Raw genomic sequence first — 25203 nt, forward strand, 5'->3', positions numbered from 1 at the left:
GACGAAAGCGGTGCCCGGGAAAGAACCGGCACCGCTTTGGTGTAGCTATGGGTCACTTCGATTCCGGACAGCCCAAGGCCATCCATTGAATGCAGCCCTCCGGTTCTGGACCTAATCGCGTTCGGAGGATAATGACCTCCGCTTCGTTCGCCCGTTTGCTTCCCAACACGCAATGACAGGAAGGATGATCTGACATCGCGACCAAAGTATACGATTCGTCCGTGAATGGAGAAGCGAACGAAATCGTTACCCTCAACGATTCGGCACCGCCTTGAAACGAATAAGGTAAGTTTCCGAAAAGTAACCCGACGCCGGGGAATGGGGCAATAACAGGCGTTATTGAGAGCTTCTCGGCACCTATGCTTCCGTCTGCCAGATGTTCGCCTGTCACGCTGCCCGCGGCCAGATATTCGCCCGTAACGCTGCCCGCAGCCAGATGTTCGCCTGTCACGCTGCCCGCAGCCAGATATTCGCCCGTTACGCTTCCCGCAGCTAGATGTTCGCCCGTTATGCTTCCCGCGGCAAGATGTTCGCCCGTAACGCTGCCTGCAGCCAGTACATGTTCATATTTATCGGGCTGAGAAGGAACAGGCTGCTCCAGTTGTGATTGTTGCGCTTGTTCAAGCAACTGTCGAACTTCCAAGGACAACTTGGAGGCGCCGACGCTGCCATCCGCCAGTTGCGCTTCCGTGACGGATTGGGGCTTGATATGGCTTGAGGTAATCGTTTGTTCCCCGAGATGGTAGCCGAGAATGGAACGCGGGATAATATGGGATGAGCTTACGCTTCGTACGGATATCTTCTCTGCATTAACCGCACCAGCGCCTAATTGTTCTGTGCCAATGCTTCCTATGCTCAACTTCTCGCTAGTGATAGATCCATCCGCCAACTGCTCGGTTCCCACGGCCCCCAATGCCAGCTTCTCCGAACCGATGGAGCCATCAATCAAGCGCTCCTCTTCGATTGGATTTCCGACCAAGGTTAAATACTCGAATAACGAAGGGGAAAGGCTTTCCACCGTTACCGCACCCATTGCCAGCTTCGAGGAGGTCACGGACCCTTCCGCCAATTGAGCCGTTCCGACGCTGCGTTGCGCCAGCTTCTCCGCAGTTACGCTTCCGTCCGCCAGCTTAGGCTCCGTCACATTTCCGTTCGCCAGAATTTCCGCGGTTACTGAGCCCTTAACAAGTTGTTCCGTTCCAACGCTGCCAATCGCTAGCTTGGCGGCCAATACAGACCCGTCTGCCAGCTTTTCGGTCGTAACGCTGCTATTCGAGAGAATATCGGCGGTAACGGACCCTTCCGCCAGTTGGCTCGTTCCCACGCTGCCGCCCGCTAGCTTATCCGTCGTAACTCCGCCATCGATCAACTTATCCGTCGTTACGCTGCCGTCCGCCAGAATGGACTCCGTCACCGAGCCTGCGGCCAAGTGATTCGTTCCGATATTTTCGTCAGCCAGCTTTTCCGCTGTTACGGATCCATCGGCCAACTTCTCCGTCGTCACGTTGCCATCCGCCAGGATATCGAAGGTCACCGATTGGGCTGCCAATTGGCTCGTTCCTACGCTGCCAAGGGCGAGCTTTGCGGCTCCAACCGAACCGTCTTGAAGCTTCTCCGCTGTTACGCTTAAATCGGCCAGGATATCGGAAGTCACGGCGCCCTCGGAAAGCTGGGGAGTTCCCACGCTGCCTAACGCGAGTTTCTCCGACGTTACCGAAGCATAGGCTAGCTTCTCGGAGGTGACGTTACCATTTGCAAGGATTTCCGATGTAACCGAACGGACTACCAAATGACTGGTCCCTACGCTGTTTCCCGCAAGCTTATCCGTAGTTATGACGCCATCTTGCAATTTCTCCGTCGTGACGCTTTCGTCGGCCAGAATATCCGCCGTCACGGATCTAAGCGCGAGCTGGCTTGTTCCTACGCTGCCAAGAGCTATCTTCTCCGTCGTAACGGAACCGTCTCCGAACTTAGCCGACGTCACGCTGCCGTCCGCCAGAATTTCAGCGGTCACCGCCCCTTCCGCCAGTTGCCTTGTTCCCACGCTTCCGAACGCCAGTTTTTCCGGTGTCACGCTTTCGTTCCCAAGCTTATCTGTCGTGATAGCCCCTTCCTGCAGCTTCTTCGTCGAGACGCTTTCGTCGGCCAGAATATCCGCCGTCACGGATCTAATCGCGAGCTGGCTTGTTCCTACGCTGCCAAGAGCTATCTTCTCCGTCGTGACGCTTTCGTCGGCCAGAATATCCGCAGTCACGCTGCCTTCCGCCAGAATTTCAGCTGTCACTGCCCCTTCCGCCAGTTGCCTTGTTCCCACGCTTCCGAATGCCAGCTTTTCCGTCGTCACGCTTTCGTTCGCAAGCTTATCCGTCGTGATGGCGCCTTCCTGCAGCTTCTCCGTCGTGACGCTTTCGTCAGCCAGAATATCTCCCGTCACGGAACGAAGCGCAAGCTGGCTTGTTCCTACGCTGCCAAGAGCTATCTTCTCCGTCGTCACGGAACCGTCTCCGTACTTAGCGGTTGTCACGCTCCCGTCCGCCAGAATTTCAGCAGTCACCGCGTCTTCAGCCAGTTGTCTTGTTCCCACGCTTCCGAATGCCAGCTTTTCCGTCGTCACGCTTTCGTTCGCAAGCTTATTTGTAGTTACGACGCCGTCTTGCAATTTCTTCGTCGTGATGCTTTCGTCGGCCAGTATATCCGCCGTCACGGAACGAAGCGCAAGCTGGCTTGTTCCTACGCTGCCGAAAGCCAGCTTCTCCGTCGTAACGGTACCGTCTATGAATTTAGCCGGCGTCACGCTGCCGTCAGCCAAAATTTCAGCAGTTACCGCGCCTTCAGCCAGTTGTCTTGTTCCCACGCTGCCGAGAGCCAGCTTATTGGACGTTACGCTTGCGTTCGCCAGCTTATCTGTTGTGATGGCGTCTCCCTGCAACTTCTCCGTGGTGATGCTTTCTTCAGCCAGAATATCCGCTGTTACTGATCTAAGCGCAAGTTGGCTTGTTCCTACGCTGCCAATTGCTAACTTATCCGTCGTTACGGAGCAAACGCCGAACTTAGCCGACTTCACGCTGCCATCCGCCAGAATTTCCGCGGTCACCGCGCCTTCAGCCAGTTGTCTTGTTCCCACGCTGCCGAGAGCCAGCTTATCCGTCGTCACGCTTTCGTTCGCCAGCTTAACGCTCGAGATCAGACCGTCAACAAGCTTCTCCTCGGTGATCGTTTTTTCCCTAACGTGAACCGTGTTTACCGCGTTCGGCTCTAACCGTTCGGAATCGATTCGCCGTTCTCCATTCTTGGCCAATTCGAGCAGATCGGGTGCGAGATGGGAGATTGACACGGTACCTTTGCGAAGGTGGAAGCCATGAACAGCCTCAGATTTCAGATGTTTTCCGCTAATGCTCTCAGGTTGAACGTGCTCGGTTCCCACGCTGCCGGACGCAAGCTTCTTGGACGTTACGCTTTCCTCCGCCAATTTTCCCTCGGTAATTGCCCGCTCGACGATGGAGGCTTCATGAACGCTACCCGTTGCCATATGCGCCGCGCCTACGGCTCCTTCGCGAAGATGGAAGGAATCGATGGAATCTGCTTTCAGATGAACCGACGAAACCGACTGCTCAGCCAGATGCTGCTCTTTCACGGACCCTGCTTGCAGCCTGCTGCTGTCAATGCTATTCGCAGCTAATTTGCCCGCGGTCACGATACCATCTCTCAGATGGTATTCTCGGATGCTTTGCTCTGCTAGATGATTACCGAGCACGGATTGTTCAACTAAATGCCGGCTTTCCACGGTTTGCGAGAGCAGGTGTTGCCCTGTTACCGACCCATCGGCGAGCTTGCTCGACGTAACGGAGCCATCCGCTAATTTCTCCGACGAGACCGACTCTTTGCTTAAGTGGTTGCGTTGAACGGCACCCCGTTGCAAATGCTTCGAAGAAACGGCATCATTAGCCAATACGCGCTCCGATACGGCACTGTCCTGCAGGGCCTTCTCGTATACGGAATGGTCGTCGAGTTTGTCGGAATTGACGCTATCGTCTGCCAGTTTGGTCGTGGTGACCGCGAAATCCGCAATTTTATCCGTCGATACGCATTCGGGAGATAACTTCAAGGAAGTAATCAGATGATCGGTCAAATGATGGGAGTAAACCGCCCGTATGCCAAGCTGGCGCTCTCCGACAGCGCCTGGCGAGATGTTCTTCTCGGTTACCGCCTCGATCTGCAATGCTAAGGTGCCTACGGATCCGTTCCCGAGTTGCGCCGGTCCTACCGCGCCCTGGCGAATATGCCTGCTTTCGATGGATTCCGAAGCTACCACGCCTCCCGTTACCACTTCAACGCCGAAATGCTTGGACTCCAGGGAACCGCTTGCCAACTGTTCAGATGTAATGCTCTCCGCGGACAAATGCTCCGTTCTCACGGAAGCAGCCGACAAGTGCCGGCTTTCGACCGATTGGCGTCCGAGCTTCGCCGAGGTGATAGCTTCGTCAGCGAGTTCAGACGTTCCTATGACTCCTGCCGCAACATGTTTGGATTGAACCGTACTTAGCGCTAGCTGCTCTGGACCGATCAACCCATCCTTCAAATGCTCCCGTCCAACCGATTTAACTGACAAATGCCTGCTTTCTACGGATTTATCGGTAAGATGCCGCGGTTCCACGATCGAGTCCGAAAGCTTATCGGACACAACGCCGCCCTTGGCCAGATGTCGGGACTGCACCGATTCGTCAGCCAGTTTAACCGAGAGGATGCTTTGATCGGCAATCTTCGTAGACGTTACGGCATGGTCGACTAACTTAAGCGTCGTAACGGATTGCTCCGTCAGTTTGGAAGCCGTTACGGTTCCGTCCGCCAAATGCCTTGTCTCAATGGCCTCGTTTACGAGATGTTCGCCTTTGACCGCTCCTACTTGAAGATGTTCCGACTGCACGGACTTGATAGCCAACTTGCTTCCCGACACGGATCGGTCGGCCAGCTCGCGAATACCGACTGCCCCGTCCGCTAGATGATCCGCCGCTACGGCGTGCGGGGCCAAATGCTTTCCCTGCAATACCCCTGAAGCGACATGATCGGCTAAGATGAGTCCGTCCGTCAGATGCTGCGTTTCTATCGCTCCGCGAGCTACTTTTTCCTTCGATACCGCTCCGTCTCGAAGCTTCGAGGAGGTAACTGCTCCGTCGGATATTTTGGAAGTATCAATGCTCTCGTTCGCCAAGTTCTCGCTCCGAATGGCGCCGCTGCGAATTTTCTCCGAGGTGACGATCTGATCTTGAAGCAATTCGGATGTAATTACAGCGAGGTTTAAGTGCTTTGACTGAATGGAGCCTTCGGCGATTTTATCCGAACTGATCGTTCTATCCGCAAGCTTCTCGGACGATACGCTGCCATCGCGAAGCTTCTCCCCGGTAATGGAACGGTCGCGGATTTTCTGTCCGGAGATGGAATTCTTGGTCAGGTGGTCGCCCACTATGGATTCGGGAGCGATCTTCGAAGAGGTAATCGAGCCGTCCGCCAGCTTGATGGCCGTAACGGCGAAATCAGCCAGCGCATTCGTATAGACGGAGTCCGCCGCCAAATGCATGGACTCGATCGAATGCGGTGCCAGCTTCTCCCCGGTAATCGCTTGGTTCGCTACATCATCCGTATAGACGATCGGAGCAGGCCTAAGCGGAACTCGTTTCTCCTCCAACCTGGAATGACGGATCTCCCTGTCGATAATCGGCTCCCGCTCTTCTACGATTTCCGGAGTTTCGGTTTCCGGGGGTTCGCTTTCCCGATTAAGGATGGCTACTAATGCGTCCGCTGAATGGGAACTCTCGGCTTCCAGTGATTGGACGACGGCTACGATATCCGGGGAATCCTGCGCTGCGGGTATTTCGTCCGGTCGGGAAAGAGACGTGGCAATCGCCACGATTTCCTCCGCCTCCTGCTCGGACGAGACGAACTCCGTTTTCTCGGATACGTCGGGCTCGGAGATAACTGCATTCTTCGTCAATGAAGCAGGTGCCGTTGGCGCATCAACGCGTCCCTGCTTTCTTCCTGTCTGACTGTCGACCGGCCTCTGCGTTGTTGCGGGCGATGCATGAACGGAAATCGGCTTGGCGTTCGTTTTTTTTATGTCATCCAGCCATTTCAGCTCGAGCGAGTTTGGATTATCGACGTAATATAGCGGCCGGCGAGATTTGGGTGTTTTACTCGCCTGTTTCTTTTTCATGTCCATCTCCTTCCTGATCATCGAAATCTTCAGTATCATATGCATTCACCCATGGGCACGTCACGAGGATGGGCGACTGTCCCTGTTACTTTATAAAGCGAATGCTTGATATTCCGCTAAATGCGGGTTGCATTAACCGGCTTTCGACGTCCTTTCTGAAACGCGCAAAAAACCGCCTCCAAGGAAATCGGCTTATTCGTTTTTGGAACGCGGTACGAATACCTGTTATTCTCTTTGAAAACCAAGCCATCTCTCCGCCGTATGCTGCCACAGAAAATGGTTTAAAACCCGCTCTCTTCCCCTTCGCCCCAACTCCTTGCGGACCACTTCCTGGACGAGCAAATAGACGATTTTTTCCGAGAGCTCCGGTACGATGGCCGTCGAATCCGCCGATACCAGATAACCGGTAGAACCATCGGCCACGACCTCCTTCATGCCCCCCGCTTTCGTTGCGACGACTGGCAACTCGGCAGCCATCGCCTCTAGGTTAACCAATCCGAATGCCTCCTGTCCTATGGAGGGCACGACGGCGATATCCGCCATCGCGAACCAGTTCGGAATCTCGTGGTGAGGGACATAAGGTTGAAAATGAACGTTATTCTTCCATCGTCTGGCCTGATTATGGAGTCGTCTCACATATCCGGTCTGCCGATGCGAGCCATATAACGCGCTTCCGACGATGACGACGAGAACATCCGGGGCATTCGAGATAAGCGCAGGCAACGTAGACAACAGATGGTGTACGCCTTTCTGGGGAATTAGCCTTCCGACATACAGCACGATTGGACGGTTTCCCCATCCGTGACGTCTCCGCCACTCCTCGCGCATGCACATTCCTTCTAACGTGGATCTCCCCGGAAACCTTTCCGCATCGACTCCAAGATAATTGACCCTTATTTTCGCCGCTGCCTGGGGTACATGCTTATCAATATACTCCCGGAGAAACTCGCTGTTTACTTGTATATAATCTGCCGCCTGCAAGCAAATCTTCCGTTTCCGCTCGCTTATATACGGCGCTTTAATGAATGTCGTCGAATGTAAATTTAACCCTATACGGCTCCGGGGAAAAGATTGTTTCAACCGGGGAACCCATAAAGGACGGTTCTCGACCTGTATGACGTCCGGTTTGTATTTTGCTAACCTGCCGCGCACGAGCTTGAAGTATTTGATCTTGTTCGCTGCCGGTAATCTCTCGACCGAAACGCCGTTCAAGCTTCCTTTCGTGGAAAGTCTTTTGCCGATTCGCCCGTAAATTCTGGCATTGACGTGCGGAACAAGCCCGGGTACGACCATCTCCACCACCCGCTCGACCGAGCCTCCCATGGAGGAAGGAACGGGAAAAGCTCCCGGAGTAATGAAAGCCGCTTTAAGCATCGCCATCTTCTCCTTACCGGACAAATCTTGCTTGACGTGACAGCTTATACGAATCTAGAGAGAATAGACACGGCTCATACCCTGTGAACGGCGACTATTGCACTTTGCCTACCGATGTGTCACAATTCACGGGAATATAATTTACGACAAAGGAGTGCTCGGCCGCATGAATCGCCCGCTGCTGCGCATGATGACGGAGCTGTCCTCACGCAAATTCGTGTCCCAATTAACGGGACGTTTCGCTAAATCTTCCTTAAGTCGCAGATGGATTCCCCGTTTCGCCGCGATGTACAAAATTCCTGTAGAAGAAGCGGAGAAAACGTTGGAGGAGTATCGCTCGCTTAATGATTTCTTCACTCGCAGACTGAAGCCAGGTATACGCCCGATCGACGCGACGGCTGGCGCCTTGGTTAGTCCCGTAGATGCGAAAATAACCGGCTGCGGCGTTATCGAAGACGGTATGCTGCTGCAGGTCAAAGGTCAGGATTACACGATTGAAGAGCTCCTCAACGGTTCGCCGAGAATGTCTCAGTATTTGCAAGGCTATTTCTGGGTTTTATACTTGAGCCCGACGGACTACCACCGAATCCATTCCCCTTGCGAAGGCGAAATCGTAGAAACCGAACACATTCCCGGCCGCGTGTATCCCGTCAACGAGTTTGGCCTCACCTCCATGAAACGCGTACTTTCCCGCAACGAGAGGTTGGTCACTTACATCCGCAACGACATCGGCGAAGTCGCCGTCGTAAAAGTCGGCGCCCTGAACGTGAGCAGCATTAAGTACGTCGAACCTATGCCCAAGTTACTGGAGCGCGGCGACGAGCTTGCTTACTTCGAATTCGGCTCGACGATCGTCCTGCTTACCGAGGACGGAACGCTTGAACCCCGCTCCAACCTAAAGACCGGAGACAAGGTTCGCATGGGCGAGAAGCTCGGCATGTTGAAGGTTAGGAATTAAACATTGCTAGTGGAAAAAGAAACCCCGTCTCTTATAGAGAGAACGGGGTTTCTTTTGACTAATTATCGCTCCGACTAACCAAATAACCGTACCGCAGGAACGCTTATTTCACCAAAAGTACCTCCGAACAACCAAATAACCGCGCCGGGAACGCTTATTTCGCCAAAAGTGCCTCCGAACAAACAAATACCCGCGCCAGGAACGCTTATTTCGCCAATAGTACCTCCGACTAACCAAATACCCGCGCCAGGAACGCTTATTCCGCCAATAGTGCCTCCGAACAAACAAATAACCGCGCCAGGAACGCTTATTTCGCCAAAAGTGCCTCCGAACAAACAAATAACCGCGCCAGGAACGCTTATTTTGCCAAAAGTACCTCCGACTAACCCAATTACTTGCGCCGCAAGTGCCTCCAACTGCTACTTTCGGCGGTTTAAGCCGCTCCCAGCGGCTTAAAGGGTCTCGCGGGTGCTACTTTCTGCGGTTTAAGCCGCTCCCAGCGGCTTAAAGGTCTCACGGGTGCTACTTTTGGCGATTTAAGCCGCTCCCAGCGGCTTAAAGGGTCTCGCGGGTGCTACTTTCGGCGGTTTAAGCCGCTCCCAGCGGCTTAAAGGTCTCGCGTCTGCTACTTTCGGCGGTTTAAGCCGCTCCCAGCGGCTTAAAGGTCTCGCGTCTGCTACTTTCGGCGGTTTAAGCCGCTCCCAGCGGCTTAAAGGTCTCGCGGGTGCTACTTTCGGCGGTTTAAGCCGCTCCCAGCGGCTTAAAGGGTCTCGCGGGTGCTACTTTTGGCGATTTAAGCCGCTCCCAGCGGCTTAAAGGTCTCGCGGGTGCTACTTTTGGCGGTTTAAGCCGCTCAACGAATTTCCGATGGACTTTTCCCCGTATACTGCTTGAACTGACGGCTGAAGAAGAAGATGTCCCGGTAGCCCAGCGCGTCCGCGACTTCCGTCACGTTCATGCCCGCATGCATGAGCAAATGCTGCGCCCGTTCGATTCTCGTGCGGATCATGTACGTTTGCACGGACATGCCGATGAGCTCCTTGAATTTAATAGAGAAATAACGGGACGACAGCCCCGCCCTCTTCCCGAGGTCGTCCACCCGGTGAACGACGCCGGGATGCTGCTGGATGTAATTGGCCACCTCGCGTATGCTCTCGGTCAATTGATTGCTCGCTTTGCGTTCAACGGGCTCATCGCGATCATGCCGCAGCAAGTGGATAATCAGCTGCTTGAGAATCAGACGGGCTTCTTCCTCCGCGGCGAAGGTACGGACAAGAAACAAACGTACATACTTGGCCAGCATGTGCTCGAAATCGAATATCTCATCCAATTGCCTGTAAGGCTCCGGAATGAGGGATGCCGGTTCGGTTACGTCGAAATGTATATACGTAAGAACAAGCGGCTTCTGCGGATTATGGGTAGCGCTTGTATGGTCTCCCGGACGGAACAGGAAGCAGCTGCCTTTCCCCAACTTATAAGATTGCCCGTTGAGGAACAATTCCCCTTCCCCGCTCCATACGTAGAAAATATCGTAATTGGCTAACGGCTTCTCGCGCTTTTGCCACTTCCATCCGGGCTCGCAGGAAATCTTGGCGAACGCCGGGAGCAGCACGAATGCGGATGGTTGCAAATCAAGCATGAACGGTTCCTCCTTGACCCTTGTGGGAGTCGATCAATCCCAATAGATGTGCCGCTTGGCTTATCCGCCTAATTCCTTCTTCGATTCGACTATCGTCCAAATGAGCAAAACCAAACAGCGAGGAAGGCGAACCGGAAACGTTCGAACGACTTGTTTCATACCTCGCTCCGTCCCTCCAAGTTACCCCAAGCTTGGCGCATTCCCGAACCAATCGCTCATATTCCTCGGCGGAAAGATTCCATCTTGCGAACAAATGAAGCCCCGCATCGGACGGCAAAACTTCAAATAATCCGTGTAACTCCCGCTCCAGGCCGACTCGAAGACAATTCTCCAGCTTTCCGTAAATCCTGCGCATCCTGCGCATATGCCGGTTATAACCGCCCTCCGTCATCCAACCGGCCAATGCCTGCTGCTCCGCGATTCCCGTCGGATAGGGATCGTACAGCTTCTTGGCCATGATAAACGGTTGGATAAGCTCCTTCGGGAGCACGGCGTAGCCAATACGAACGCCAACGCTCATCGAGCGGGAGAAGGTACCGACATAGACGACCCGGCCTTCTCGGTCCAACGCCTTAAGCGGCTCGATCGGGCGGCCTCCCCAGCGAAAATCGCTGTCGTAATCATCTTCGATAATCCAAGCGCTGCTTCGGGAAGCCCATGACAATAGCTCGCGGCGGCGTTCATAACTAAGCACTGCACCCGTAGGAAACTGCCGGGTTGGCGTGACGAATAGGAGCTGCGCCTTCCAATCCCGAGGGACGATCCCGCTGCCGTCCACCTGCTCCGCGATGACATTGGCGCCAGTTGCGTAAACGGCCCTATGTATTCCCGTATAACAAGGGCTTTCGATTACCGCCGTTTTTCCTTCTTCCAGCAGCAATTGGGAAAGCAGTGCGATGGCCTGCATGGAGCCGGAGGTGATGACGACATCCCCGGCATCGCACGTTATGCCCCTCTCCCGCCTTAAACGGCTTGCGATCGCCAGACGCAGAGGCAAGCTGCCTTCCGCGGAATGAATATCGTCCCGCTTCGAATCTCCGAGCCTTTTCCACTGCAAAGCCACCTCGGCTTTCCATTCCGTCCATGGGAACCACCCCGTGCCGACTCCCTCCGGAACGAAAGATATAATCTCGGATACCGAATAACTGGGGTCGGCGTCCGGTAACGGATCGTACATCGCGGAGTTCGGCTCCATCAACTTACGCCCCCAACTCGTTAAGTCCGGTGATGCCATCGGTGGGCACCAATCATCGTTCGGACCGCCAGACAGCCGCGAAGCCGCTTCATCCGCTCTCCATCCGGAGACAAAAGTGCCTCTGCCGACTCCCGATTGCACGAAGCCTTCCGCGGTAAGCATATCGTAAGCGACGCTTACGCTGCCGCGGGATACATCGTACAATGCGGCAAGCTGCCTAGTTGAGGGCAATCTTTCGCCTGGCGCAAGCTTTCCTTCGGTAATCGCTTCACGAATGGACAAGTACAGGGCCAGATGTTTGCTCCCGCATTCGGAGAGCTTAACGGTATACGCGAATGGCGAGCTCAGGTTTTTCACCCTCTTGGAATGGACTAGTCTTTTTAATGTAAATTGGATCTTTTCACTTGTCAATGACAGCCTTACACTTAAGCCTCAACGAGAGACGGTGGAGGCGAAACCGAATGAGAAGGAAAGAGTTCCAAGTATCTGAGCCGGAGCTGTGCGAGAGCTTCCTGGAGGAGCGGCATGACGGCGTGCTGACATTCAACGGCGCGGACGGATGGCCAAAGGCAGTGCCGCTTAACTATGTCTACCACGGGGACGCGGTCTATTTTCATGGAAGTAAGCATGGGGAGAAAATGGCGGGATTAGCCGCCGATCCGAGAGCGGAATTCGTGGTTTATCAAGCGCATGCCTTCATTCCTTCCTATTTCTCGGATCCCTACTTGGCTTGTCCGGCGACCGTGTTCTTCCGTTCCGTTCGCATAAGAGGAACCGTTGAACAGGTAGAAGACCCGGCAGAGAAGTCATCCGCGCTTGCCGCGCTATTGAAGCGGATGCAGCCTGAAGGCGGGCACGCCCCGATCGACGCCGAAGATAAGCGCTACGCAGGCTCCTTGCGCGGAGTAGCCGTGCTTCGGCTGGATCCGGAAGAGATGTCGGGCAAGTTCAAATTCGGGCAAAATCTATCGGAAAAAAGCAGAGAAAAAGTCGTAACCGGATTGTGCGAGCGCAACCTTCCGGATGATGCCGACGCGATAAAGCGCATTCGCGACAGCGCGTTAAAGTGCCCCGTCGATCATTCCTAGATTAATCCGATTCTTTTTTCGGCGAAAGCCGCCGATTTCAATGACGCTCCTCTTCCAATAGTGTATAATATCACCTAATGAATATTGGAATCTTGGAAGGATGGAAGTCATGAACCCCCTTGCCCAGCAGCTGAACGAAACGATTACCCGGGACGATCCCAAGGTCGCCGAGATGCTTTCCGGACTTGGAAAAGCGATCTATATGCCCAAAGTCGGCATATTGAGCCAATCCGCGGAAGCCAAACAGAAGGCGAATGTCTATAACGCCACGATCGGCATTGCCACCGAGAACGGCAAACCGATGCATCTGGAAGTCATTCAAGAAACGTTGTCCGCTTACGATCCTAAGGATCTTTACGAATATGCCCCTCCGGGGGGAAAACCCGAGCTCCGCAACATTTGGCGCGATAAGATGCTTATCGAGAATCCTTCGGCAGCGGGTAAGCGCATCAGCCTTCCAGTCGTCACGAACGCGTTGACGCATGGACTGAGCATCGTGTCCGACCTTTTCGCGGACGCCGGCGATGCCGTTATCGTTCCCGATAAAAACTGGGAGAACTACGAGCTTACCTTCAGCGTTCGCCGGGGTGCGGAGATGGTTACCTATCCGCTGTACGACGCGGACAACCGCTTCAATTCGGCTGGCTTGCGGGATGCCCTTCTCACGCAGAAAGAACGCGGCAAAGCGATCGTGCTGCTCAACTTCCCGATTAATCCGACCGGATACACTCCTGGCGTGGAAGAGGGACGCGAGATCGTCTCCGCCATCCGTGAAGCGGCGGAGGCCGGCATTAACGTCGTAGCGGTAACCGACGATGCGTACTTCGGATTGTTCTTCGAAGACTCCTTGCAGGAATCCTTGTTCGGCCAATTGTGCGGACTGCACGAGCGCGTTCTTGCCATTAAAGTTGACGGAGCCACCAAGGAAGAGTACGTATGGGGCTTCCGCGTAGGGTTCATCACTTACGGCGGACTTTCCGAAGCCAGCCTTTCCGCACTGGAACAGAAGACGACCGGAATTATCCGCGCTACCATCTCAAGCGGACCGCATCCTTCCCAAACTTTTATCCTTCGCGCGCTGAAATCCGATAAATTCCAAGCCCAGAAGGAACGGAAGTTCCATATCATGAAAGGCCGCGCCAATAAAGTAAAGCAGCTGCTGGACAGCGGCAAATACGGCGAGGAATGGACTTACTATCCGTTCAACTCCGGTTACTTCATGTGCCTCAAGCTGTTGACCTCGGAAGCCGAACCCGTTCGCCAGCGCCTGCTGAACGCTTACGGAGTGGGAACGATCGCCCTTGGAACGAACGACCTGCGGATAGCCTTCTCCTGCATCGAGGAGCCAAACCTGGAAGACCTGTTCGATCGAATTCACCAAGCCGTGCTGGACGTTAAGAACGGCAATGCATAAACGAAAGGAGCAGTTCCCGTTAGCCTTAGGGACTGCTCCTTTTCTTTATTTAAGCCCGCTCCCGGTAATCCTTTGGCGTCAACCCCGTCTCGTTCTTGAATACGCGGTTAAAGTGCCTGATGTTGGAGAATCCGGTTTGCTCCGCGATGTCCGTTATTTTACTATCGGACGATGCCAGCTTTTTCTTGGCTTCTTCGATGCGGATTTCGGTCAGCCGTTCGATGAAAGTGCTTCCGGTCTTCTGTTTGAAAAAAATAGCCGCTCTCACGAAGGAGAACGGACGGTTAGATTAAGGCAATTACAGATCATCTTCATCGGAGTGTTTGGCGATTTTCCTAGGCATCCACCAGCCGCACCATAGTATTCCTCCGATTACTATTGGCAGCCAAACATCTAGAGGGAATGAGCTGATAAAGCCTGCTATTCCAAGCAGAAGCGTCATCACAAGTCCTGCCGTACGAGCGATTGCCGATGCGGCAACGAGCCGCCCCTCGGGCGCAAGGGGGACAGTCGCGGCCGTTTCGACGAAACGAACCCTTTTCAATTCGCTAAGCTGCAAGCCTCCTATGAGAATAGCAATTCCGTAAATGACGCCCGCTGCCAATACATTGTTGCTTGTCGCCGCTATAATGATTCCGGCAAGCACGGTCCACCGCAAGAACGCTCCGAACGTTTCGCCGCGCAGAAACACCTTGGCATATAAGAAATGCCATGACCATCGATGCTGCCAGAGCAGGAAATCCCCCGCCCAAGCTATCCACCGCCTACGCGCGGGTTTAGAGGTCTCCGTCGGAACGTCGACGAACCAGCCGAGGAAAGACATCCAACGACGGCGCGCGGCAGCTTCCTCATCGATCAGCTTCTCCCAAGGCAAGGCATGTTGCTCCGGCAATCGCCACAACAACAGCATAACCAGCATACCAATGATCGTCAGCGGTATCGCAAGCATCAACGGCTTCAGCAGTATAGCAGCAACGACGATAACCGTGAGTACGACTCTCGCAAGCCTAAGCCCTAACCTCCAAGATCTTGCGGCAGGCTTGCGCTCCCTCCACCCCGCATAGACGCAGCAGCCGGCAAGAATTGCGAATATAAATCCCCGCACAACCACTGGGTGATTATCGGCGATCTCCGCGGTCATAGGCGCACGTTCATAAATCGGCACGTAGAGCGCGAACACGACTATTATACGTAATACCGCCATCCAGATCGCCTTGAGTAAAGCGGGCATCAGATACGCCTGAATGACTCGGCCTTCCATAGCCAACAAGAAAACCGGATCCGCCGGACGGAAATAAGTGCGAAGCGGCGCCTTAATCACAGCCAGCGCGATGACCGCCACGCCGACCCAATCGGCCGGCCAGTTCTCCGGAACGGCCTTTATGAAATCCACGTACCAGACTAACGCGGTGAAGAATATCGCCGAAACGAACAATCCGAACCCGCTTTGGAACACATAGCGAAAATGAGGAACGATCTCGTTGCGGAACGCGGCCGCGCGGTTGTTCCGCAGGGAACGCAAGAACCCGAGCTGTTCCTCCTGATCTCCGTCACGCAAGCGGTTGGCCCCCTTCGGCCGTTATGACCAACGCCTCGAAGGCGTCGTCCAGCGTCGAATCCGGATCGGCGCAGCCTGCCTGCGCCTTCACTTCGCGCGGCGAGCCTTCCGCGATGACTCGGCCGCGGTGCAGCACCACGAGCCTATTTGCCCGACGCTCCAAAGCCGGGAGGATGTGCGAGCTGAGCAGAATCGCGCTCCCCTTCGCACGAGCTTCTTCCAATGCCTCTAACAATCCGCGGATGGCAAGCGGATCGAGTCCGAGAAACGGTTCATCGATAATGAGCAGCGGCGGACTGACCAATAGCGCGTTCATGAGCATAACCTTTTGCTTCATCCCTTTGGACAGCGTGTCCGGCAAGGCGTTCATCGCCTCCGACATCCGGAACGCGCGTGCCAACTCGTCCATTCGCGCGACGGCTATGTTCCGCTCGATGTTATAGGCCATTGCCGTCCATTGCAGATGCTCCTTAACCGTTAGATTCGGGAAAAGGGAAGGCTGTTCCGGAACGTAGGCGGTAGACGAGCGAAATCTGTCCCTGTTTTCCTCCAACGTAACTCCTGCTACCCTGACTTCTCCGTCCTGAGGGACCATCAGGCCGAGTATATGTTTAATGGCGGTGCTTTTACCCGCGCCGTTAAGGCCAATCAATCCGACCATCTCTCCCGGTGCAACCGTAATGGAGACGCCGTGGAGCACCGGCCTCCTTTGGCTGTATCCGCCCGTCAGCTTGCTCATCTCTAACGCTGGAATAACCGCGTTCGCTTGCCCCAAAGCCACCCTGATTCCTCCTCAGTCACACGAAAAACGCTATCCTCCTATTATACCGGGTGAAAGAGCCCCGCACAAAAAATAAAGAGAGCCGCACGGATGCGGCCCCCCCTAATTAAGTATCGAGCATTTACTTAGACTATGATTTCAATGGATGTTACCACGTTATTGCTGCCTTTAACGATTACGTTCAAATTAGGCGAAAGAACGCCGGAGTTACCTGTGATCGCGACATTCGCATCTACGTTATAGGTAACCATTTGGATCGTTCCGTTGACGTCCTTGCTCAAAGAAATCGTGGAGATTTTCCCTTGTGCGTAGGTGAACGAACTCACTTTGCCGGAATCAGACAATTGGGTTGTCGGTACGGCTTCCTTCGTCACTTCGATGAACACCGCTTTTCCTTCAAAAGTACGGACAAGCACTTCGTCACCCGCTTGAAGCGCGGTAATTGGAGCTTTAACGTCCTTGCGGAAAATAAACACATTAGCCGCTACCGGTACGGAAACCGTAGTATTATCGGCCTTCTTAACCGTTACGCTGCCATTCGCGATCGTTTGGATCGTTCCGGTAATCGCTTGCGCGCCCTGATCCGGAAGCTGTTGATCTACGCGGTCCAGCAGGGCAGCCAGCTCGGCACGCGTTACGGGTTTGTTCGGCTGGAACGTATTATCGTTGTAACCTGTGATGAGGTTCTTTTCTACCGCGACCGCGATGTAGCCTACGGATCCTGCAGGAATTTTCTCGGCGTCGCGGAACTGCAATTCGACGTCCATCTTCGTCTTGGCTTCTGCTTCGAGCTTCATCGCCTTGACCAAAAGGACGGATGCCCATAACCGGTCAGCCGGCTTATTGGCTTGGATGGAAGTTTCGGTCTCGGAGAAGAGGTCGTTCTCCAAAGCCACGGTTACATAACCGACGGCCCAGCCGTTTTTCTTCTTAAATTCGTTGAAATCCTTGAAGTTAAGCTTCGCGTTCATGTTCTCCGGCTTCTCGGCTTCCTCTTTCAGCCCGAGCAAGCGAACCGCGGCTACTAGAGCTTCGATCCGGGAGATGTTGTTGCGAGGTTTGAAGCTGCCGTCCTCGTATCCGTTAAACACGCCTTGAGCCGCGAGACGGATAATATGATCGTAAGCCCATTTCCATTCCTTCTGGCTTAAGTCGCCGAATTCCAGGTTGATTTCTTTTTTGGACTTTTTCTTCTTCTTTTTATCATCATCGTCATCGTCATCGTCATCATCATCATCATCCCAATCCTTGGAGTATCCGGATTTCGAACGATCATTATCCCTATCGTGGTTGGAATTAGCGGAAGCCATGGCTCCCGTTGCGCTGCCGGCCAACATCGTTAATGCTAAAATAGCAAAGGCCGTCTTTTTCCAAATCGGTTGCTTTTGCGTCATAAAAAATAACTCTCCTTTTTTGTAAACGTATTGTCGGTGAATACCGTACGCCTATAACATTCGGGAGAGATTACGATATTCAGAGGGTCCTAGAGGTAAAATGAGCCTAAAGTACGAGAAAGGACCCGCTTCCGGAAAAACTAGGAAGTGGGTCCTGACATGAAAATTTAGCATTCTCTGTGGGTGAACTGTACCGAGTTAGCAAAGAAAGTTTGCTAATTCCATTCTATGCAGGCGATCTGCACCGAGTTAGCAAAGATAGTTCGCTAACTCCGTCCTCTGCGGGCGAAATGTACCGGGTTAGCAAAGAAAGTTCGCTAACTCCGTCCTCTGCGAGAACTGTACCGGGTTAGCAAAGAAAGTTTGCTAACTCCGTCCTCTGCGGGCGAACTGTACCGGGTTAGCAAAGAAAGTTTGCTAACTCCGTCCTCTGCGGGCGAACTTCGCCGAGTTAGCAAAGAAAGTTTGCTTACTCTATCCTAGGAGCTTAACGGCAAAACCTGCCGCTACGCGGTCTGTAGCCCGCCACTTCCACGGGCTTAACGGCAAAACCTGCCGCTACGCGGTCTGTAGCCCGCCACTTCCACGGGCTTAACGGCAAAACCTGCCGCTACGCGGTCTGTGGCCCGCCACTTCCACGGGCTTAACGGCAAAACCTGCCGCTACGCGGTCTGTAGCCCGCTACTTTGCTCGGGCTTAACGGCAAAACCTGCCGCTACGCGGGTTCCTCCCCCCGCTTGCGCGGGCTCGTACTAGTTACAGGTACGTCGCACCAACTTACTCCTTCTGATCGTTCGAAGCCGATTCTCGTTTTTCCTTGAGCCACTTCGGCGCGCCTTTGTTCTTCTGGTCTCTTGCCCGGTCCGATTTCGCTTTCGTTTTCGCAGGTTTAACCGCCGGCTTAACCGGAGGCTTGACCTGCGGCTTATCCGCAGCGGGGGCTCCTTTGACGACGGAAGCCGTCGCCGCGGAGGTAGCGGATGCATTCACGCTGTCGATCGGCTTCCTAGTACGCACCGGTGTACCCATCTTCGCCACTACACCAAGCCTCGGCTTTTCCACGGCATTCTTCCGATTGTCCGCCACCGGTCTTTTATCCCCGACTTGCCGACTCTCTGCGTCTGGCCGTTTATCCCCGACTTGCCGTCTATCCGCAACCGGCCGACTCTCGGCGACCGATTTTTTCTCCGTCTTCGGTTCCAGCGTAGCCATGAATTCCGCCTTCGACTTCCACGCCGGCCGTTGCTCCTTCGCCTCTCCGTCGCCCGATCGCGGCTTCCTCTCATCGGGTGGCCCCTTACGCGCTAAACCTTCTTCTACCGAGACCACTTTTCCTTCGTACAGCATTTTCGGCTGCACTTGGATGCCGAGCTGCTTCTCCAGCTTGTCGACGATGAATCTTTCCTCCGAGGTGATCAAGGTAATGGAAGTACCTTCTTTCCCCATCCTTGCCGTTCTTCCCGAACGATGAACGTAATGATCCGCGTCAAGCGCAGGCTCGAATTGAACGACGAGCGGAAGACCAGGGAGATCCAATCCCCTCGCCGCGACGTCCGTCGCGATTAAAAGCTTCGTGCGGCCATTGCGGAAACGTTGCATGACCTCGCCGCGCTCTTGTCCTCTCGTATCCCCGTATAACGCATCGACGGACACTCCTTCATAACGCAGCTTGGCGAGCAGTTCGCCGATTTTCTCCGTATCGTTGACGAACAGCAGCGCAGACGACGGCTTCATATGCCGAACGATTCTTCGAATAAGATCGATCTTCTCGCGCCGATCACTTAAGAAATACCAATGCTGAAGCGTCGACGAGAGCCCGTTCTCGTTCTCTTTCTCCGTTACGTCCGATACCCAAGGGTCTTTCTGCCACTTTTTTTCCGCATCTCTCATTGCCTCGGAGCGCGTTGCCGATACGAATACGGTCTGACGATCCCGGGAGCACTGACGAAGCAAGTTCTCCACGTCGCTTCTGCCGCCCAGCGAGAAGATCCGGTCCGTCTCGTCCACGACGACGAAAGATATCGCATGCAGCGATAGCTTCCGGGTGGACGCCACCTCTCTTACGCGACCCGGCGTGCCGACGACGAGCGCAGGCTTTCCTTTCATCCGCTCCAACTGACGAGCTAGCGAAGCTCCTCCTATCAGAGCCGTTGCTTTTATCCCTAACGGCTGTCCGTACGCTTCCGCCTCGCGCATGATTTGCATCGCGAGCTCTTGCGTCGGAGCTAACACGAGCGCTTGCGTTTCGCGGCGCGTGCCATCGATCTTCTGCAGAAGGGGCAATAAGTACGCAAGCGTCTTCCCTGTACCCGTAGGGGATACGAGCACTCCATCCTTGCCGCTTAGAAGCGCGGGAAGCGCCTGGCTTTGTACGTCGGAAGGTTCGGATATGCCCGATGCGGCAAGCTTCTCCGCTAACGCTTCATTTAATCCCAATTCGATAAAACCCATCACTTCAACTCCTCGTTGTAGAACAAACCTATTTCTTATTCATTAACCGCCCGAACAACGCTTCGCTAATGCGGGGAAACAACTGCATGATCCGAACGCCGACAGATGCCGTCCAGGGGAGGTCAAGCTCGGGCTTGCGCCGTTCGATTACGGACACGATCGCTCTGGCAACCTTATCCGGCGACAGCATAAACCAACGAATGTTGCGAACGTAATTTCCATCCGGGTCCGCGCGATCGAAGAAAGGCGTGTCTATCGGTCCGGGATTCACGGCCGACACGCGCACTCCCGTGCCGCGGAGCTCTCGGCGCAGGGCATTGGTCATTCCTAGAACGGCATGCTTAGTCGCGGAATATCCCGTCGATTTCGCGGTAGCCATTTTCCCTGCCATAGATGCCACGTTTACGATATGACCTTGTCCCGCACGAAGCATGGATGGCAACACCGCTTGGGCGCAGCGCACCGTTCCCATATAGTTCACGTCCATCATTTCTTGAAAAGAAGCGAGCGGAGCATGGGTAAACGGAATAAATTCTCCGAAGCCGGCATTATTAAGCAATACGTCAATTTTACCGTATTTCTCCAGTACTTGCGAGACGACCTCGTTCACCTGCTCCTCCGAGGTGACGTCCATCCGATATACCGCATGCTCGCCTGGAATGAAAGCCGATAACTCAAGCATCTTCTCCCGCGATCTCGCGGTAAGAACGGGAATGGCTCCCTTCTCCGCGAGCAACTTTGCCGCCACGGCTCCGATTCCGCTAGAAGCGCCGGTGATGAGCACGACCTTGCCCGATAACGATACCTTCATCATTGCCCTCCTTAGAGCAAATAAGCATAACACATAACGACCTTTCCATGAAAAAAGCCCCTGCCGGGGCGGTGATTCTTAGGATTAAGATTCGTCAATGGCTTATATTTATGCGATCAATACTTGAATTTCCATCTCGCCGATTCCGTCCATGATTAACGGAACGGCCAAAGCTCGTTTCGCCCCTGTTGCGGAAGTAAAATGGGCTCCCATGATCTTCGGAGGAGTGATGTCGACGTGTACGCCCTGGTTATAGAGCATCGTGCTGGCGTTGCCGCTAATCATATTGCTTAATTCCGAAATGGCGCTTTTCCCCATATCGTCGATCTCGGTAATCGCGTAACCGCCCATCATCGCGGATATAATCCGCAAGGCAACCGATTCGCTTAGTCCGAAGACGATATCTCCGGTCATATGTCCCGTCAGCCCGATTTGGATCCATACATGGTTATCCTCGAACTTGATGTCCCTGATCGATAATTGGCCTGTGCTGGGACGAATTTGCACCATTTGTTCGATGACCATTCGCGCGGATTCCAAAAATGGGTTGATGTACTCAGCCTTCATGCCTAAACGCGCCCCCTTTTTCTACTGGGATTGAAACCGCTAGCCGTAACCACTTTCCATCATTATACTGAAATCATAGGTACAAGTACACTGATTTTTGTCAAAGGGGGAAGAATTTTGCCGAATATTTGGGCCCATATTCAATTTGGAAAAGAAGTCTTAAGTGCTATTCAGTCCGAGAGGCCTATGGAAAACCGTTCCTGGAAAACGGCATTTCAGCTAGGTTGCCAAGGTCCCGACTTTCTATTCTATGATCACTTCTTGCCTTGGCAGCCCTCGACATCGCTTAACAAGCTCGGTTCCCTCATGCACGGCGTCCGGTGCGGGCCGTTCCTGCTCTCCTTGTTCGACGAAGTCCGCGATCGGCCGATGACGGATCCGGCGGTAGCCTATACGCTCGGGTTTCTATTGCATCACATTCTGGACCGGCATCTGCATCCCTTCATCTTCAGCCGTTCGGGCTTCAAGAAGTGGCATCATCAACGTTACGAAACAGCCTTGGACTCCGCTGTTCTATTTCGGCGGGCGAGCATATCTACCGGACTGACTCCGGTCATTCCCGAGGTCGATACGGACGGACGACTTCCCGGCGGCTTCGCCACCGATTTCCTGCGCGTCGTCTCTCTTCACTATCCCGTTCTCGCCAAGCAAATGACAGCGGAACAACTCGATCGTGCCGTTGCCCAGATGATGCGGGCTCAGCGTCTTTTCTTCGATCCGACCGGATGGAAAAGCAAGTTGCTGTTAGGCCAAATCACTCCCTTTTCCCCGCCGCGTCGTCTGCCCGAATGGGATGTCCTTAACGAATCCCGCCAACCTTGGATCGATCCGACCGATCGTACCGTCATCCATCATTCGAGCGCATTGGATTTATGGGACGTTGCTTTAGAAGATGCATTTTCAACGACATTTGCGGGAATCGAATGGTTGAAGGCCGAAGATTCCGAGCAAGCGGCGGAGCGAAAGGAACGGTTCAGCGAGCTGCTTCGGGACGTTTCTTATGAAACGGGACTGCCTTGCGACGGTGCTAGAATTACGTATGCGGATTCCGTTGTTCCCGTATAACTGAACCGACAGTCCGCTTGCTTAGGGCTGCTGCAAGGCTTCCCTTTCTCCTTTGGTCAAGTTAACGAACGCAAGAAATACGATTCCGGCTAAGAAGAAGAAGGCGACGGCTAATAAGGCCGAGCGGCTTGAATCGCTGATAAGCTTGACGAGCCCGAACACCAATGGCCCTCCGAAGGAAAAAAACCGGCTCGTGAAGCTAAGGAAACCGTTGAATTCGGCAGTGCGCCCTTGCGGAATCATTTTGCTAAAGATCGCCCTGGACGTCGCCTGAGATCCTCCTTGCACGAGACCCACCAATCCGGCTAGCAGGTAGAAATGAAGCGCGCTAGTCATGAAATATCCTAATATTACGATGATCAGATACATAATTAAGGAGAACTGGAGCATCTTCTTGCCGCCCAACCGATCCGCCATTCTACCGAATAGCAACGTAGCCGGAAATCCGATGAACTGCGTAATGAGCAAGGCGGTAATCAGGTCATTGCTTTCAATTCCGATCGTGGTGCCGTAACTTGCGGCCATGACGATTATCGTGTTGATGCCATCGAAAATGAACCAATAAGCGAGCATGAATTTCATTAGCTCGGGATATCGCTTAATGCTGGAGAACGTTTCTCCCAGACGGCGTGCCCCTGCCTTCAGATTGCCGGCGATGCTTCCTTTATTCGCGGAGGGTGTATCCTTAATGGTTCGAAATAACGGCCAAGAGAAGACTATCCACCATATGCCGACGGTAACGAACGATATTTGCGATGCGGCCGTTTTATCCGGCAACCCTATGGATTCCCATCCAAGAATAAGGCCCAGATTTACCGCCAGCAGCAGTCCCCCGCCCAAATATCCCATCGAGAAGCCGCGAGCGCTTACCTTTTCCCGTTGCGCGGGAGAAGCCACGTCGTTCAGCAAGGCATCATAGAACGTATTTCCCGTCCCGAATCCGACCATCCCGATCACCACGATGATCGACGCCAGCCACATATCTCCCGGTCCGACGAAGGCAAGCCCGGCGCTGGCGAACGCGCCGATGAGGCTAAATATCCTTAAGAACTTTACCTTCTTTCCGGTAACGTCCGCGATCGCTCCAAGCAAAGGCGACAATAACGCCACAACGATGGCGGCCGCGGTCTGCGTGAAGCTCCAGCTGCCGTCCGTCCCTTTCGCTACGTTGATGAAATAAATCGGCATTACGGCTGCCATGATCGTTGTAGCGAAAGCCGAATTCGCCCAATCGTACAGTACCCAGGCGTTAATCTTCTTTTTATCGTCCATTTGGAGGTCGCCTCTCTCGCATTACGCGATGTTTGAGGGTAACTTTCGACGGGAGGTGCGCGGTTTCCTTTCTCGCATAGGGCATTTAACATTATTTAATACAAGTAAAACGACTTCGCTGTCTTTGGGACGGCGGTACACGTTTGTATCGTGCTATTAGATGAGTATAAAGACATAGAATTTTATACTTTCTGATATTGTAGCAAAAACCCGAATCTCCCCCTCGCGGAAACCCCGCAAGGGCTAAATTCGGGCCAACTCAATGCTGCCTGTCTGGGTCCATTTTTTCCGTGCTTCCCGATGTTCTTCCCCATGAGGGCATTATCTGCATGCTTGGCGAATGTCAATGCCATGAACGCGGGATGCTGCGGATAGAAGTCTACTCAAATTTGAGTAGTTTACAACCCTTTGCGGCGAATAAAAGAATCCCCTATAATGAAATTAAAGATAACGACAAATCCTTTTTATATGTATTGATTAAGGTGATAAATTTATTCAATCCAGGAGGCGATCAAATGAACATTAGCCAGTTAGAGACATTAGTCACGATCTCTAAGACGCTTAGCTTCCGCAAAGCCGGTGAGGTGCTCAACTTGACGCAACCCGCCGTTTCCGCGCAAATAAAGAGCCTAGAGGACGAATTCAAGGCTGTTCTCGTCGATCGTAACCATCCCGTGGCCCTGACGGATAGAGGGCAGGTATTTCTTGAGCACGCAGAGCAAATATTAGCGATCGTGGAGCAATTGAAGCAGAAGCTGTCCGATCTGAACCAAATCCCTCAAGGCCACATCGTGCTCGGAACTACGACCTCCATCGCGATTCAAATTCTTCCGAGGGTGCTATCCTATTTTCAAGACCAATTTCCTTTGATCAAGACAAGCATTCTCTCCATGTCCTCGACTCAAGTACTCGCAAGCGTGGAGAACGGCACGGTAGATGTCGGCATCGGTTACTTGACCGACAGAAGCCTGCACGTGGAAACATCGATCCTCTATTACGATACCTTCGAGTTCGTCGTTGCGCCTCAACACCCGTTAGCCGCCTCCAAGCGGATTACGATTAGCATGCTCAAGGATATACCGCTCATCCTGCTTTCCCCGGATACGCTCGGACGCAGATTCGTTGACCGGATTTTCCGCGAGCACGGAATCGAGCCGAACATCGTCATGGAGCTCGGGAGCAGCGAAGAGGTCAAGCGGATGGTTGAACTCAATATGGGAGCCGCAGTCGTCTCCAAGCTCTCGATCGCCGAAGAGTTGCGCCGGGGCACGCTTAAGATGATCTCCGTAAACGAGCTCGAGGTGAGCCATCCCGTTGGCGTCATGACCAAATCGGGCAGATACGTCAATAGCGCGATGCGGCAATTCCTGAATGACCTGAAGGGGATGCCGGAGGATCAGTTTATCGGCAGTGAATAATAATGAACGA

At 53.7% G+C, this 25203-nt stretch carries 18 protein-coding genes; 5 read left to right on the forward strand and 13 right to left on the reverse strand.

Annotated elements, in window-relative coordinates; translation table 11 throughout:
• Window positions 1–52 precede the first annotated feature (52 nt).
• Together E2980_RS08820 and E2980_RS08825 are read right to left on the reverse strand one after the other, a co-directional pair.
• Window positions 53–6208, reverse strand: coding sequence for a WIAG-tail domain (locus E2980_RS08820; RefSeq protein ID WP_167747042.1), 6156 nt, complete (start codon window positions 6206–6208; stop codon window positions 53–55).
• 225 nt (window positions 6209–6433) lie between these two features.
• Entirely contained in the window at window positions 6434–7582 is a 1149-nt protein-coding gene (locus tag E2980_RS08825) for a glycosyltransferase family 4 protein (protein WP_240702942.1), read from the reverse strand.
• A 166-nt stretch (window positions 7583–7748) separates the two neighbouring features.
• On the opposite strand from E2980_RS08825, the gene asd reads away from it, so the two are divergent.
• The gene (asd, locus tag E2980_RS08830) at window positions 7749–8540 is read left to right on the forward strand and encodes an archaetidylserine decarboxylase (protein WP_135151815.1); all 792 of its coding nucleotides are present in this window, start codon (window positions 7749–7751) and stop codon (window positions 8538–8540) included.
• A 74-nt stretch (window positions 8541–8614) separates the two neighbouring features.
• Here the strand turns inward: asd and E2980_RS08835 are convergent, their stop codons facing one another.
• The 3 genes from E2980_RS08835 to pdxR all read right to left on the reverse strand — a co-directional run bounded on the left by E2980_RS08835 (window position 8615) and on the right by pdxR (window position 11731).
• The gene (locus E2980_RS08835; RefSeq protein WP_135151816.1) at window positions 8615–8956 is read right to left on the reverse strand and encodes a hypothetical protein; all 342 of its coding nucleotides are present in this window, start codon (window positions 8954–8956) and stop codon (window positions 8615–8617) included.
• A gap of 437 nt (window positions 8957–9393) precedes the next feature.
• Window positions 9394–10179: a helix-turn-helix domain-containing protein gene (locus E2980_RS08840; RefSeq protein WP_135151817.1), complete on the reverse strand. Its 786-nt coding sequence runs from the start codon at window positions 10177–10179 to the stop codon at window positions 9394–9396.
• On the reverse strand, window positions 10172–11731 hold the full coding sequence (gene pdxR, locus E2980_RS08845) for a MocR-like pyridoxine biosynthesis transcription factor PdxR (protein WP_240702943.1): 1560 nt from the start codon (window positions 11729–11731) through the stop codon (window positions 10172–10174). The genes E2980_RS08840 and pdxR overlap by 8 nt, the downstream gene beginning before the upstream one ends.
• 104 nt (window positions 11732–11835) lie before the next feature.
• Between pdxR and E2980_RS08850 the strand changes: the two genes are divergently transcribed.
• Window positions 11836–12462 (forward strand): pyridoxamine 5'-phosphate oxidase family protein, encoded by a 627-nt coding sequence (locus E2980_RS08850; RefSeq protein ID WP_135151818.1) that lies wholly within the window; start codon window positions 11836–11838, stop codon window positions 12460–12462.
• Window positions 12463–12571: 109 nt separating this feature from the next.
• Window positions 12572–13876 (forward strand): aminotransferase class I/II-fold pyridoxal phosphate-dependent enzyme, encoded by a 1305-nt coding sequence (locus tag E2980_RS08855; RefSeq protein WP_135151861.1) that lies wholly within the window; start codon window positions 12572–12574, stop codon window positions 13874–13876.
• Window positions 13877–13925: 49 nt separating this feature from the next.
• On the opposite strand, the gene E2980_RS08860 is transcribed toward E2980_RS08855, so the two are convergent.
• The 7 genes from E2980_RS08860 to E2980_RS08890 form a co-directional block, all read right to left on the reverse strand.
• Window positions 13926–14144, reverse strand: coding sequence for a helix-turn-helix domain-containing protein (locus E2980_RS08860; protein ID WP_135151819.1), 219 nt, complete (start codon window positions 14142–14144; stop codon window positions 13926–13928).
• A gap of 30 nt (window positions 14145–14174) precedes the next feature.
• Window positions 14175–15434, reverse strand: a complete 1260-nt coding sequence (locus E2980_RS08865) for an ABC transporter permease (protein WP_135151820.1) — start codon at window positions 15432–15434, stop codon at window positions 14175–14177.
• Entirely contained in the window at window positions 15427–16173 is a 747-nt protein-coding gene (locus tag E2980_RS08870) for an ABC transporter ATP-binding protein (RefSeq protein WP_135151862.1), read from the reverse strand. Before E2980_RS08870 ends, E2980_RS08865 begins: the two co-directional genes overlap by 8 nt.
• A gap of 167 nt (window positions 16174–16340) precedes the next feature.
• Complete coding sequence (locus tag E2980_RS08875) at window positions 16341–17609, reverse strand: S-layer homology domain-containing protein (protein WP_135151821.1); 1269 nt, start codon at window positions 17607–17609, stop codon at window positions 16341–16343.
• 777 nt (window positions 17610–18386) lie between these two features.
• A complete protein-coding gene (locus E2980_RS08880; RefSeq protein ID WP_135151822.1) occupies window positions 18387–20060 on the reverse strand; it encodes a DEAD/DEAH box helicase in 1674 nt (557 codons plus the stop codon).
• 28 nt (window positions 20061–20088) lie between these two features.
• Window positions 20089–20871, reverse strand: coding sequence for an SDR family NAD(P)-dependent oxidoreductase (locus E2980_RS08885; RefSeq protein ID WP_135151823.1), 783 nt, complete (start codon window positions 20869–20871; stop codon window positions 20089–20091).
• Between the two features lie 108 nt (window positions 20872–20979).
• Window positions 20980–21438, reverse strand: coding sequence for a chemotaxis protein CheX (locus E2980_RS08890; protein WP_135151824.1), 459 nt, complete (start codon window positions 21436–21438; stop codon window positions 20980–20982).
• Window positions 21439–21555: 117 nt separating this feature from the next.
• Here E2980_RS08890 and E2980_RS08895 point away from each other — a divergent pair, with 117 nt between their 5' ends.
• Window positions 21556–22503: a zinc dependent phospholipase C family protein gene (locus E2980_RS08895; protein ID WP_167747043.1), complete on the forward strand. Its 948-nt coding sequence runs from the start codon at window positions 21556–21558 to the stop codon at window positions 22501–22503.
• A gap of 21 nt (window positions 22504–22524) precedes the next feature.
• Here E2980_RS08895 and E2980_RS08900 read toward each other — a convergent pair whose 3' ends face one another.
• The gene (locus E2980_RS08900) at window positions 22525–23775 is read right to left on the reverse strand and encodes an MFS transporter (RefSeq protein WP_135151826.1); all 1251 of its coding nucleotides are present in this window, start codon (window positions 23773–23775) and stop codon (window positions 22525–22527) included.
• 515 nt (window positions 23776–24290) lie between these two features.
• Between E2980_RS08900 and E2980_RS08905 the strand changes: the two genes are divergently transcribed.
• Complete coding sequence (locus E2980_RS08905) at window positions 24291–25193, forward strand: LysR family transcriptional regulator (protein ID WP_135151827.1); 903 nt, start codon at window positions 24291–24293, stop codon at window positions 25191–25193.
• Window positions 25194–25203: the final 10 nt, after the last annotated feature.

Origin of the sequence: Cohnella luojiensis (assembly GCF_004564235.1) — a bacterium.
Classification (GTDB): domain Bacteria; phylum Bacillota; class Bacilli; order Paenibacillales; family Paenibacillaceae; genus Cohnella; species Cohnella luojiensis.